We start from the raw sequence: 13,378 nt of genomic DNA, 5'->3' as shown, positions 1-13,378 counted from the left end.
TTGCTTCGTCGCATTACTGTACAATTCTTCTCGCAATGACGGAAAAATATAATAAAAAACATATGCTACAAAACTCAGAACTTTTACAAGAATATCTACCGATTGCTATATTTTTCGGTATTGCGGTATTGGTTTCCGGTTTAATAATGATTCTACCTAACTTATTATCGACAAAAAAATATAATAAAGATAAGCTAGAACCTTATGAGTGCGGTTTTGAGCCTTTTAGCGATGCAAGATCAAAATTTGACATACGTTTTTACTTAGTTGCTATTTTATTTATTATCTTTGATCTTGAAATTGCATTTTTAGTGCCTTGGGCTATTAGTCTTAATACGATAGGTAAAATAGGCTTTTTCTCAATGATGTTTTTCTTATTCGTACTTATTATCGGGTTCATATATGAATGGAAGAAAGGAGCTTTAGACTGGTAGTAATATGAAAAATAATTTTTATCAAGAAGACGAATTATTAAGTAATGAGCTTTCTAATAGAGGATTTTTACTCACTAAAGTTGATGACGTTATAGGCTGGGCGAGAGCTAATTCCTTATGGCCTATGACTTTTGGGCTTGCTTGTTGTGCTGTTGAGATGATGCAGGCAGCAGCAAGTAGATATGATATGGATCGCTTCGGTATGTTATTTAGACCAAGTCCAAGACAGTCCGACCTTATGATAATTGCAGGAACGCTTACTAACAAAATGGCACCGGCTCTACGTAAAGTATATGATCAGATGGCTGAACCTAAATGGGTGCTTTCAATGGGTAGCTGTGCCAATGGCGGCGGCTATTACCACTTTTCCTATTCGGTAGTGCGTGGCTGTGATAGAATTGTACCGGTTGACATATATGTCCCTGGCTGCCCTCCTACCGCCGAAGCATTAATTTACGGGCTTATGCAGTTACAGAAAAAAATTAAACGCACTACAGGTTTTAAGTATGACGCTAGACAAACTCATTGAAAGACTTGCAGCTAAATCTAACATTTTAATAACTCCGATCACAGTTAAAGATTACCTAGCTTATAAAATTGAGCCGAATTTTTTATTGCCGTTTTTAAAAGCTTTGAAAGAATCGGAAGAATTACGCTTCATTTTACTTACTGATTTATTTGGGGCTGATTTTCCTCAGAATAACGTAGTCAATTCAGTTGGGCTTGGCTACAAGGAGCAAGGCGCGAAGCATATAACTAATAGGAGAGCGACGAGCGACAATGTAGGCGAGTCCAAATCAATTGACTATAAAAGGTTTGAAGTAGTATATAATTTATTAAGCTTAAAATTAAATAAGCGTCTTATAATAAAAGTATATATATCTGAAAAAGAAACTATACCTTCAGCAATGAATATATTTAGTGCTGCTTGTTGGTATGAGCGTGAAGTTTATGATATGTACGGGGTAAATTTCGAGGGTAATGACGATAAAAGACGCATACTAACCGATTACGAATTTGAGGGTCATCCATTACGTAAAGATTTCCCTTTAACAGGCTATACACAAGTTAAATATGATGAGAAACTAAAGAAAGTAGCTTATGAACTGGTCGATTTAGACATAGAATATCGTGAGTTTGATTTTAGCTCGCACTGGCATAGCCCGAGTTATGTATTGCCAGGTGATGAGAAGGCAACCGATGTCATTCCTGCGAAAGCAGGAATCCAGAAATAAAATGAATGTCATCCTGTGACTTGATCGCGGGATCCAGAAAAAATAAAAAAGACTGAACTAGGTGGCAGTAGGAAAAATACTATGACTAACAACACCAAAACTATAACTCTAAACCTTGGTCCACAGCATCCGGCAACTCACGGAGTTTTAAGGTTAATCCTTGAGATGGACGGGGAAGTAGTAAATAATGCCGCCCCTCATATTGGGTTACTTCATCGTGGTACGGAAAAGCTTATTGAGCATAAAACATATTTGCAGGCTATACCATATTTTGATCGTCTTGATTATGTTTCGCCGATGTGTCAGGAACATGCATTTGCTTTAGCTGTCGAGTCGTTATTAGAATGCGAAGTCCCACGAAGAGCTCAGTTTATCAGGGTACTATTCTCAGAGCTAACAAGAATTTTGAACCATACTTTGAATATTGGCAGTCAAGCTTTAGATATCGGTGCTACTACTCCTTTATTATGGCTCTTTGAAGAGCGAGAAAAGATCATGGAATTTTACGAGCGTGTTTCCGGCTCTCGTATGCATTCAAACTACTTTAGACCGGGCGGGGTTGCAGCAGATTTACCCGAAGGTTTACTTGAGGATATAGATAAGTTTATAGAACAGTTTCCTCCTAAACTTCACGATATTGAAAGTCTACTAAATGAAAATAGATTATGGAAACAACGTTTAGTAGATATCGGCGTTGCGTCTCAAAAAGAGGCAATGGACTGGGGGTTTTCAGGACCAATGCTTAGAGGTTCGGGTATAGCTTGGGATTTACGCAAGTCAAACCCTTATGACGTTTACGATGAAATGGACTTTAAAGTACCAATCGGCAAAAACGGTGATTGTTACGACAGATATTTCGTTCGTATGCTTGAAATGTATGAATCAATCAAGATAATCAAGCAATGTATAGAAAAAATGCCGAAAGGTGCAGTTAAAACCGATGATCCTAAATTAACGCCACCGACAAGAGCCAAAATGAAAGAATCTATGGAAGCAATGATTAATCATTTTAAGCTCTATACGGAAGGATATGACGTTCCAGCCGGCGAGACCTATAAAGCCGTAGAAGCCCCTAAAGGCGAATTTGGTGTATATTTATACTCGCAAGGAGGTAATAGACCTTATAGATGTCGTATTAAAGCACCAGGCTTTGCTCATTTGCAAGGACTAGATTTTATGTCTAAAGGTCATTTAATGGCAGATGTTATTACTATTATTGCAACGCTTGATATAGTATTTGGTGAGATAGATAGGTAATATATTTGTCATGCCGTGGGCTTGTACTTGCGTTGCTCTGTCATTCCTGCGAAAGCAGGAATCCATAAAATAAAACTAAAAAACAAAAAATGTATTGGGTATATATATTATGCTCTAATAAGCATGGTACTTTATATATTGGTATTACTAATAATACAATACGTCGTACTTATGAACATAAACAAAAAATAATAAAAGGTTTTACCTCAAAATATAATATTATAAAGCTTGTTTATACAGAAGAATTTACTGATATTCAAGAAACACTTACAAGAGAAAAAAACTTGCAAAAATGGCAACATAGTTGGAAAATAGAACTGATAGAAAAAACTAATCCTGAATGGAAAGATTTAATTGAATAGTTCTATGGATTCCTGCTTTCGCAGGAATGACATAAAACTATACCGTACTAAAAATATATGAATACAAAAATTACAAATTTTACATTTGATAAGAAAAATTTAAATCTAGCAGAAGAGATTATAAAAAAATATCCACCGCATGGAAAAAGAAGTGCAATACTTCCTCTGCTTGATCTAGCACAACGTCAAAACGGCGGCTGGCTACCTGTTCCTGCTATCGAATATGTAGCAAATATGTTAGAAATGCCTTATATACGGGCTTATGAGGCTGCAACATTTTATACTATGTTTAACTTAAAGCGAGTTGGTAAATATCATATCCAAGTATGTACTACTACTCCTTGCTGGCTGCGTGGTAGTGATGATATAATGAAAATTTGCGAAAAGAAATTAGGTGTAAAACTCGCAGAAACTACTGAAGATCAAAAATTTACTTTAAGCGAGATAGAATGTTTGGGAGCATGCGTTAACGCGCCGGTCGTACAGATTAATGACGATTATTATGAAGATCTAACTCAAGAAAAAATGGCAAAAATAATAGACAAGCTTCAAAATGACTAGAATCTTATTATTATTACTTAGATTTTATCAATATTTCATTTCTCCACTACTTGGCAATAATTGCCGGTTTCACCCCACTTGTTCTGAATATGCCAAAGAAGCTATATCAATGCACGGCAGCATAAAAGGCTTGTGGCTTACCTTTAAAAGAATCATCAAATGCCAACCGTTTTGCGACGGCGGATATGATACCGTTCCAATCTCTATAAAAAATTCTAAACCACTTAATAAAAAAATATAAATTATGTTTATTGTAAACCTTAAATATACCTTAGGCTTAGACCTTTCTTCTATTGAAAAATTTATTACGGAACATAGAAAATTTTAGATACATGTTATGATAAAGGATATTTTATTTTATCAGGTCCTATACATCCAAGAATTTGCGGTATTATTTTAGCTAATATAGAAAAACTAAGTCAGCTTAAAGATATATTAAAAGAAGATCCTTTTTATATAAATAATATAGCTGAATATGAAATTACTAACTTCACTCCTACAAAATGGCATAAGAATTTAAATATTTTTTTTCAAAAACATGAATAAACTAACCCTTTTACCTCGTGAATTTTTTGCAAGAGATACTAATGTAGTAAGCACTGAGTTAATCGGTAAAGCTCTTTATTTCCAAGGTAAAACAGCTATCATTACTGAAACTGAAAGCTATATAGGACGGAATGATCCTGCTTGCCATGCAGCAAGAGGGCGGACAAAAAGAACGAATATAATGTTTGGTCCTGCAGGCTTTAGCTATGTCTATTTAATTTACGGAATGTATTATTGTTTAAATTTCGTAACTGAAGCTAAAGGCTTCCCTGCTGCGACCTTAATAAGAGGCGTACATGTTATTTCGCCTGAAAATCTATACCTCAACGGTCCGGGTAAATTATGCAAATATTTAGGAATTAATATTTCTCATAATAAATGCGATCTTATAAATAACAACGAATTTTTTGTCGGCGATATCGGCTTAAAGCTACCCTACTCTACTACTGCTCGTATAGGTATTACGAAAGGTACGGATAAATTATGGCGTTATGTTGTTACAGATATCACTAATTTAATCTCTCAATATAATGTATAGCCTTAATAAGGTCATTATGACCTTATTAAATTGATTTACGGCGAAAGGACCTCGAAAAGGTTTGTCTAATATAAATAATAACAAAAGCATTGATGATGAAGTGATACAAACTAAACCAACCGAAATCTTATGTAAATAAAGCTTGGTGCCAAGCATACAGACAAAAATTAAATTAATAGCAGTCATTATACATACAACTACCCAATATTAAATATTTAAGGAAAAATAGGACATTTTAATCCTGTTATACCTTACGGTATAAAGCTCTTTTATCTCCTCAATGATTTCCTGCTTAGTCAATAGCTGCATTTGCTCGCTTGCTTTATAAGCTTGTAGTCTCTTATTAATATCTTAGAGGAAACTAAGAGCTTCATGACCGATTTGCTTGCCGTCTTTCATTAATTGCCATTCACGCTGCATTACATCTTTGGTATAATTTTACCGAGTAAATAAATCAATACAAAACCGGTTGATACCGCATACATACTACCGACTATACCCGATAAAAACCCGCAAGACTTCCAAGCTCTTCTTTTTGAAAATTATTAGGAATAATGTATTTTGTTAAATATAAACATCCCGCACAAAAACTCATCAAAACAATATTTATTATGATGAATAAAACAATATTAGGAACGGTATAGATAAAGTCAATTATATGATTAACCATAGGTATTATTAACCATGTCCTGCTGAATATTTATGTAATATACTAGAAATAAGAGTTTGATAAGGTAATCCCTCATAAGCAGCTTTTTGTTTTATTCTCATTAAATCATTACTAGAAATACGAATATTTATTCGAGTATCTTTTTTTAAATAATTAGCTGCTGCCACTTGTGCTATATGTTTCTCTTGTTCAAAATTTTTAATTCTTTGCCACTCATCATTTTCAAAAGATTCCAGCAATGCGTTTTCTTTAGCATCTAGTATTATATTTGATATATTCTCTTTATTTCTCATTACTTTTTCCTATTTTATTTCTGAGTAGCTTTGCGACGTGGAATAATAGTCTTTAAAAAAACTGTTCCATCAACTTCAATAATAAAAGGCACTAAATAGGCGTATTCGTTAAATTTAACTATATACATTTTTTGCTCTGAATATTTATTAGGATTTGAATGTTCTATTATATCCAATAAACAATTACTTTCTATAACTGATATTATTTACTTCAAAACTTACCTTGCGCTCACTTATTAACTTATAATTTTTTTCAGCAGAAAAGCTATAATTACATTTCTTTGTCATCTTATGATATTAGTACAATGTATGCTTTACGTCAACACTACACTTCCGTCTCTTCTAAGACCACTGTAGAATCAGCAAGTTTAGTAATTTTTTCAATTTTTAACCGAGCTTCTTTTAGCTTTTTCTCACAATAATTCTTAAGTAAAATACCTCTTTCAAAGCTATTAACTGCCGTCTCTAGACTCTCTTGTCCGTTATCTATTTTTTTAACAATTTCCTCAAGCTCTTTTAAAGCTTCTTCAAAGCTAATATTTGCTTCTAAAGTTTTAGTATTAGTCATTTATTTTTATTTTTTAATGGTTATCTGTAGTAGTTTTGTCTTCAGTTGTTTGGGGTATAAGTAATTTTTTTAGCTCACTACTATCAAAAGTTTTCTTAGGAGCAAAAATACTCCCTTGCATTTTTATATTAAGATGTGCCAAACTATCTTTATCAGAACTTGTATTTGAAGTATTTAACTTAACAAGCCTTGCCGGTACGTAAAATGATAAAATACTAGATGCATCCATATCAAAATTATATATATTAACTGCAAAAGAGGCCGCACCGCTACTATATTGTGTTGCAAATTTTACTTTCTTTAAAATGGCAATACCTTTTTGTAGTTCAATATCACCGCTTATACCTCTAATATTTTCTTGTCCTGTGGTTATAGCACTATTTATATCTTTATCTAAATTTTGTACCTTATAATCAGCTGTGTCAATTTTTTCTATAAAAGAATCAATTGCAAAATTATTAACATCTATATTGTTTATAGCAAATTGTGATTTTGTAGTAAGGTTATATAGCTGGCTTTGAAGAGTGTTACCGTTAGTTCCTAAACTACCGCTTATACTTATTTTTCCGCTACCTGCAGTAAATATTTTAGGCATAAGAGCCGAAACTTTGTTTAAATCTATTGTATTTAAAGCATATACGAAATTTATAGCATAAGGTTCTAATAAAATATTGCCGTTACCTTGAAGCTTACCGCCTAATAATTCTGCTTCAATATTATTAAATTGTAATAAATTATTATTACTTGCTACATAAAATTTAACATTTTTCAATATTAAATCATTTTGTAATAATGTCGACAATGTACCGAAAACTTGTAAGGTAGCTTTATCTAAACTATAATCATTTATTAATTTATTTCTTAAATTAAGCATTCCTGCCGGTGATAATAAATCAGTAGTAAGATTACCGTCCTTAATTTCTACGGTCAAAGACGGTAATACACTCGATGCATCTAAGTTCCAGCTAGTTGATAAATAGCTGTTAGCAGTTTTAAAATCTAAATTACTAATTTTTATATTAGCTGGTACGATTTTAGCAAGCAAACTCATTTTGTCAAATACATGATCGTTATACTTAACGCTATCTATCAGAATATCTAAATTAGCTAAATATCCTATTGTTCTAATAGGGATGAATTTACTTGGATAATCTAGAGCTTTCATATCTTTAGTTAAATTTTTTGTAAATTCGATAAGCGGCGAAATTATTGGATACGTTCTACTGCTTAAGTCAAGCGAAGATATATTAAGCGTAGCGTCTAAACGAGGTGTTTGAGCAATAAATTTACTAGAAAAATTTCCTGATAAATTTAAATTATCTGTTTTGAGTAATAAATTTTTAAAAAATAAATCTATTAAAGTGAGTTTTAAATCCGATGACAAGCTAAAAGGAATAGCTTCTTTAATAGTAACGTCGTTAAATCCTAAAATATTCAGTAACGAATTTATATCGTTGTGCTTTAAATATAGCTGTCCATCGAACATACTTCTAACGACATTCTGTGTTACATTACCTGTAAGCTTAAATTCTCCACCTGATTTAATATTACCTGAAAATTCATTTATCTTTAAAGTACCCTTTGATAAGTTAGAAGAAAAGACTATTTTTTCTAGTTCTTCATTATTACTTAAAATTATTTCGTTAATTGTCACGTCTGCTTTAAGTAATTTATCGGCAAAAATAAATCTAATATTTGAAGAAGAAGTATTAAATGTTACCTCTGCATTTGGAGAAATTAACGAACTTAAATCTATTTTAGGAAAATCTAGTTTTACATTAGTAGTAATATTATCATTTTTAGCAATGTTAACAAATCCATTACCAATAATAAAAGACGATGCTATTACTATGTCTTTTAGCTCTATTTCATCTTCATTATTTGAAATATTAAATTTAACTTTTACTGCCTCATGTTTATTAAATTTATTAAAAATATGGTTTAAATCCGGTAATATATTATACATTACCGATGCTAAATTTTTAATCTGATATTCACCACTACCGCTAGTAAGCTTAGAATCTTTGTAAATTTGCGATAACTTAAAACCATAATCATTATTATCAATATTAAGACTAAAATCTACTATATCGTCACGTTTATTAATTGAACCTGAAATTTTACCCATATAGTTACTTGTAGTTTTAAATATGTAATTAGACGATAAAGCATTTTCTTTTTTTAATATACAATTATTAAAATTTAAAATAGAATAATCTTGTTTATTAATAATACTTAGATTAGTAACATTTAGATTTATATTTTGTAATTTATATTTAAAGAAATTCTTTATTAACTCTTCATGATTATAAATATTTAATACATTAGAATGTGAATAAAATTTAGCATCTAATATATCTATTTTATTAATTTTAGGATTAAATTTTATAAGCGACCACAACGAAAAATGAATTTTAATCTGCTCTAAATCTAACTTTCCTTCTTCTCTTATCGTCTCAATAACTAAATAGGACAAAGGAAATTTATTCATCTTTATTTTTCCGATATTTTCTTTCGCAATTCCTAAATGACTGGTAAAATTACTAGTAACCGAATTATAGTTAACAAACGATAATGCACCAAACATTATAAATAATAATAATGAGAAACAAATTATGACGCCGGCAGCTATTTTTTTTATCATGTCTGTAAAAAAGTCTTTAAATATATTATTATATATAATTATCAAAATTTAAAGGCAAATTAATGAATTCTTTAGAAAATTTAATTTTAGTCGGTGTAATAAAATCATGTCACGGAATTAAAGGTCATGTAATGTTAAAATCTTTTACCGACCCTGCTACAAAAATACTTGAAAGAAATTTAGTAAATGAGTCAGGAGCAAATATACATATTAAGCTAATTAGCCAAAATGCCAAAGGAGAATTAATTTGTACATTTAATGATATAGCTACTCGAAATGAAGCTGAAAATTTAAAAGGTTATAAAATATTTTGCTTAAGAGCAAGTTTACCGGAACTAGAAGAAGATGAATTTTATATAGCGGATTTAACTCATTTACCGGTATTAAACCAAGATCATAAAGAAATAGGCAAAATTAAAAATATTCTTAACTTTGGTGCCGGTGACATAATTGAAATAGCATTTTCAGATCAAACAACCGAATTATTACCTTTCAATAAAGAATTTTTTCCTATTATAACTAAAGATTATGTGATTTTAAATTATCAAAGAGAAGTTTGAATAATTTACCGTAGTTTTCAATTTCTTTATAGTACCCTACGATTCTTATTCACCTCTGTCATCCCGTGGCGTGACCACGGGATGACACAGTGGGTTTTACCGGTCCACGCAACAATGCCTACTCGCAATGACGGAAAAACCGATCCACACAACAACGCCTCGTGGAATGACATAGAATATAATTATTTCAATCCTTAATTGAGTAAATTACATAAAATTGACAATTAATCCTTAAATACTATAATTAATATATATATATAACATAGAAGGTTAAGCTCTATGCCTAAAACTTTAAAATACTCACTTATTATATTTATAAGTATAATATTATTATTAATTGTTATTCCTTTCTTTATTCCTTTAAATAATTATAAAGGAATAGTAATAGATAAAGTTAAAGAGGCTACAAATAGAGATTTAACTATTAACGGCAACATAAAATTATCTTTACTACCGAATCCTGCAATATCACTATCAGAAATTAAATTATCATCAATAAACGGTACAAAAGAACCTCATCTAGTTTCCGTTGAAGGTGCTAAAGTGTCATTGCGACTTTTTCCTCTTTTTAGAGGAGCAATTGAAGTAGCTTCTATAGAACTGCAAAAACCGATTATAAATCTAGAAGTTTTAAGTAATGGACAAAAAAATTGGCAATTTTCTACACCTAATAATGCATCCAAAACAAATGAAATTAGCTCTGTAGAATCTACCGATACTAAAACTGAATTAGCACTTCCTATTTTGATTAGTCATTTTAAAATTATAGACGGCAAAGTAATATATATAGAAAAAAACAGTGAGAAAATATTTAACGATATTAACTTAGAGACTAAAATTAAAAGCCTTAAAGGTCCTATAGATTTGACTTTAGCTTTAAAGGCTTTGGAACAGCAAATTAATATAGACGGGAATATTAAAGAAATCGGTAAAATAATTCCGTTAAGTGCCAATATTAATCTTGCCGGTGAAAAAATTAAAATCGAAGGAAAATTTGATAGCGAAAATAATTCTTTCATAGGTAACGCAAATATTAAAGGTAATGCTAAAACTTTAGGTATGCCTGCTGATTTACAAAATGACTACAAGCTAACTACGGCAATTACTGCCGATAGTAAAAATATAGCTATTAAAGATGCTAGACTTAATTATCCAAATATAGAATTACTAGCAAATGCAAATTATGATATAGAGCGTAATAACCTAAAATCAAATATTATTATCAATCCCGGTAACATTGTAACCGAGATTAGCTCTAATTTAGATAAGACAAATATTATGCTACAAGCTGATAGTTTAAAACCTATACTTGATGCTCTAAAACTAAAGACCGATAAATTACCGCCTATTATTAACCAAAAACTTATACTTACTTCTAATGTAATTTGTAATTCTCAAGCAATAAAATTACAAAATATTAATTTATCGGCTGCAAATAGTAATCTAACGGGAGATATTGATCTTAAAAATTTAGCACAAGATATAACTATTTCGCACAATCTAAAAATTAATAATTTTGAGTCGTTTATGTCTCTTATGGGAGTAAGTAATTTAAGTAAGATTGGAGTATTGCAGTTAAACGGGGAAGTGCAAAAAATTAAAGATACTTTCCATATTAATAATAAAATATCCGCTTTTAATGCTAATATATCTATTAAAGGAGATATTAATTTAGCAACTCAGAAGCCAAATTTTAATCTTAACTTATACAGTCCGTTAGTTAATTTGGATAAAATTCTTACAAGTAATAGTCCTACTCCTGCTCCAAATAAAACTAATAGTCCTGCTACTCAAAACATACCTACAGCTAAAAATAATTCTCCTTGGTCAAATAATCCTATTAATTTAGGGTTTTTAAATGAAATTGAAGGGCAATTATCCGCAAATATTGATAAATTAACTAACGACTCATTAATCATAAATAATTTAAAAGCAAAATTAAATATCACCGGCGGCACACTGAATATTATTTCAGTTAATGCAAGCATTTACGGTGGCAAGCTAAGTAGCACCGGTTATGTGAGTTCAGCAAAAGATCAAAACGCTGCAATTAAAATCGATTTAAAAAATGCCTATCTCAAAAGTTTCACTCCGCAATCGGGTAAAATAAAAATAACTGATGGGCGACTAAGCTTTAAAGCCGATCTTACTTCTCACGGTAATAGCGTTTATACATATGTTAATAATCTAAATGGACAATTTAACGTAAATAGCGATAACGGGAAAATAAGCGGATTTGATTTAAACCGAATCGCAGATGCGGTCAATAATGCTAAAAATACCGAAGGAGTATTGCGACTTATTAACAGCTCCTTTAGTGGCGGATCCACATCTTTCAAAAATTTAATTGCCAGCGGAAATGTAACGCAAGGCAAGCTTAATTTAAATGAATGTAGTTTAGATGCTTCACCTGCCACAACAAATGCAAGCGGTCAAATTAACTTACCACAATATATGATGGATGTTAGTGCAAGCGTTACTATTGCGGATTTACCGCCTATAGCCGTTAAATTATACGGATTCATAAATAATCCGCAGCATAAATTAGACGTTCAAGCCTTTCAAACATATTTAGTTAAAAACGTATTTAATAGCGTTATTAAAGACTTAAAAAGCGGAGAGAAGAAACCTGAAAATATTATTAAAGATGCTTTGGGTCTCAGAAAGACAAAGGATACAAATACAGAGGAACAAAGCAGCCCCTCACAGGAAAACCAACAAGCAGATCCTGTGAATAAGCTTCTACAAAAAGGATTGAAGAAACTGTTTTGATGTGACCGTCACGGGTGTTGTGTGACTTATTATTCCTCTCTATGTCATCATCCAACAAAACATATAGTGTAGTAACAATGTTGAAGTTATTTTTTCTAGACTTAGTTAGCAAGCAAACTAGATGACAGTGAAAAACTCGTAAATACCCACTTTTTGATACAGTTATTCCTGTGCCAAACCTAATGGATACACATCCTTTGTTTCCTCAGTATCTAATAACAAATTAGGTATGTTTTTAGGGAAATCTTGAATTGCTTTAGTAATTTTTGCTGTTTCTTCATCATAATTTGCCTTTTTCAACAAAATAATAAGGTCTTCATATAATGATTTTTTTTGGATCCCACTCCTCTTTCTAATTTCTTATAATCATGTTCTTTGTTATATTTTTTCCCATCTTTATAATTAGCATAACGTCTACTTCTAGTAAAACCCATCTGCAAATATTTACGCGCCATATCAGCTCCAACAAAATCATTATCCTCTAAGTATTTTAAAAATATTTCATATATTTTTTCACTACTTTCTTTAGCAACTTCAGGAGTTTTAAACTTCCAATAAGGCAAAATTTCATTTTTATATGGTTGACAAATGCATACTCCTTGCTCACCTTTACCTACTCTATAGCTTTCCGGGCATTTACGAGACTCAATAGCATTTTTCCATTTATAACTTTTATTATCAAAATTTAGATAGCTTGGTTTTTCCGTAACTTATGATATATTTGTAATTAATAATTTATAACTACAATTTCAATGTAAGTAAATAAATCTGAAGTTTGTAAAGCTAAGTAAGTATTTTAAATAAACTTTAATTTAAAATCGTATGATTAAGAAAATAGTACAAAACACGAAAACTTTGCACGTACGTCCTAATGGAAGATCAGCTGATTACATAACGCCTAACTTCATGTATGGCTGTGCCGGAGGTTGCAGAAATAG

General features: G+C 31.1%; 15 protein-coding genes and 2 pseudogenes. 10 read left to right on the top strand and 7 right to left on the bottom strand.

Annotation, left to right across the window (positions count from 1 at the left end; all coding sequences use genetic code 11):
* Positions 1-62: 62 nt before the first annotated feature.
* The 8 genes from MCI_RS06445 to MCI_RS06410 all read left to right on the top strand — a co-directional run bounded on the left by MCI_RS06445 (position 63) and on the right by MCI_RS06410 (position 4,933).
* The gene (locus MCI_RS06445) at positions 63-434 is read left to right on the top strand and encodes an NADH-quinone oxidoreductase subunit A (RefSeq protein ID WP_014365940.1); all 372 of its coding nucleotides are present in this window, start codon (positions 63-65) and stop codon (positions 432-434) included.
* Between the two features lie 4 nt (positions 435-438).
* Positions 439-963: a NuoB/complex I 20 kDa subunit family protein gene (locus tag MCI_RS06440; protein ID WP_014410171.1), complete on the top strand. Its 525-nt coding sequence runs from the start codon at positions 439-441 to the stop codon at positions 961-963.
* On the top strand, positions 941-1,669 hold the full coding sequence (locus MCI_RS06435) for an NADH-quinone oxidoreductase subunit C (protein WP_014410170.1): 729 nt from the start codon (positions 941-943) through the stop codon (positions 1,667-1,669). The genes MCI_RS06440 and MCI_RS06435 overlap by 23 nt, the downstream gene beginning before the upstream one ends.
* Before the next feature lie 81 nt (positions 1,670-1,750).
* Positions 1,751-2,926, top strand: a complete 1,176-nt coding sequence (nuoD, locus tag MCI_RS06430; protein ID WP_014410169.1) for an NADH dehydrogenase (quinone) subunit D — start codon at positions 1,751-1,753, stop codon at positions 2,924-2,926.
* Positions 2,927-3,015: 89 nt separating this feature from the next.
* Positions 3,016-3,288, top strand: a complete 273-nt coding sequence (locus tag MCI_RS06425; RefSeq protein WP_014410168.1) for a GIY-YIG nuclease family protein — start codon at positions 3,016-3,018, stop codon at positions 3,286-3,288.
* Positions 3,289-3,345: 57 nt separating this feature from the next.
* The gene (gene nuoE / locus MCI_RS06420; protein WP_014410167.1) at positions 3,346-3,849 is read left to right on the top strand and encodes an NADH-quinone oxidoreductase subunit NuoE; all 504 of its coding nucleotides are present in this window, start codon (positions 3,346-3,348) and stop codon (positions 3,847-3,849) included.
* Entirely contained in the window at positions 3,842-4,090 is a 249-nt protein-coding gene (gene yidD / locus MCI_RS06415) for a membrane protein insertion efficiency factor YidD (RefSeq protein ID WP_014392116.1), read from the top strand. The genes nuoE and yidD overlap by 8 nt, the downstream gene beginning before the upstream one ends.
* A gap of 297 nt (positions 4,091-4,387) precedes the next feature.
* Entirely contained in the window at positions 4,388-4,933 is a 546-nt protein-coding gene (locus tag MCI_RS06410) for a DNA-3-methyladenine glycosylase (RefSeq protein ID WP_014410166.1), read from the top strand.
* On the opposite strand, the pseudogene MCI_RS10580 reads toward MCI_RS06410, so the two are convergent.
* The 5 genes and pseudogenes from MCI_RS10580 to MCI_RS06390 all read right to left on the bottom strand — a co-directional run bounded on the left by MCI_RS10580 (position 4,905) and on the right by MCI_RS06390 (position 9,108).
* Positions 4,905-5,528: pseudogene (locus MCI_RS10580) on the bottom strand (hypothetical protein). The gene MCI_RS06410 and the pseudogene MCI_RS10580 sit on opposite strands and share 29 nt — an antisense overlap.
* An 83-nt stretch (positions 5,529-5,611) precedes the next feature.
* A complete protein-coding gene (locus MCI_RS06405) occupies positions 5,612-5,896 on the bottom strand; it encodes a CopG family antitoxin (RefSeq protein ID WP_041404130.1) in 285 nt (94 codons plus the stop codon).
* Between the two features lie 14 nt (positions 5,897-5,910).
* Positions 5,911-6,072: a hypothetical protein gene (locus MCI_RS10150; RefSeq protein ID WP_232202656.1), complete on the bottom strand. Its 162-nt coding sequence runs from the start codon at positions 6,070-6,072 to the stop codon at positions 5,911-5,913.
* Positions 6,073-6,221: 149 nt separating this feature from the next.
* Entirely contained in the window at positions 6,222-6,464 is a 243-nt protein-coding gene (locus MCI_RS06395) for an exodeoxyribonuclease VII small subunit (protein ID WP_014410165.1), read from the bottom strand.
* 13 nt (positions 6,465-6,477) lie between these two features.
* Positions 6,478-9,108: an AsmA family protein gene (locus MCI_RS06390; RefSeq protein WP_041404266.1), complete on the bottom strand. Its 2,631-nt coding sequence runs from the start codon at positions 9,106-9,108 to the stop codon at positions 6,478-6,480.
* Between the two features lie 62 nt (positions 9,109-9,170).
* Here MCI_RS06390 and rimM point away from each other — a divergent pair, with 62 nt between their 5' ends.
* Positions 9,171-9,668 (top strand): ribosome maturation factor RimM, encoded by a 498-nt coding sequence (rimM, locus tag MCI_RS06385; protein WP_014410163.1) that lies wholly within the window; start codon positions 9,171-9,173, stop codon positions 9,666-9,668.
* A gap of 279 nt (positions 9,669-9,947) precedes the next feature.
* Complete coding sequence (locus tag MCI_RS06380) at positions 9,948-12,440, top strand: AsmA family protein (protein ID WP_014410162.1); 2,493 nt, start codon at positions 9,948-9,950, stop codon at positions 12,438-12,440.
* Positions 12,441-12,579: 139 nt separating this feature from the next.
* On the opposite strand, the pseudogene MCI_RS10145 reads toward MCI_RS06380, so the two are convergent.
* Both MCI_RS10145 and MCI_RS06370 read right to left on the bottom strand, forming a co-directional pair.
* Positions 12,580-12,773, bottom strand: a pseudogene (locus MCI_RS10145) (hypothetical protein); the annotation flags it as partial.
* Entirely contained in the window at positions 12,737-13,090 is a 354-nt protein-coding gene (locus MCI_RS06370) for a DUF4385 family protein (RefSeq protein ID WP_083837143.1), read from the bottom strand. The gene MCI_RS06370 and the pseudogene MCI_RS10145, both read right to left, overlap by 37 nt.
* Between the last annotated feature and the right edge of the window lie 288 nt (positions 13,091-13,378).

Source organism: Rickettsia montanensis str. OSU 85-930 (genome assembly GCF_000284175.1).
Taxonomy (GTDB): domain Bacteria; phylum Pseudomonadota; class Alphaproteobacteria; order Rickettsiales; family Rickettsiaceae; genus Rickettsia; species Rickettsia rickettsii.
Note: the sequence above shows the minus strand (reverse complement) of the source record. Positions and strands in the feature narration are given on the sequence as shown.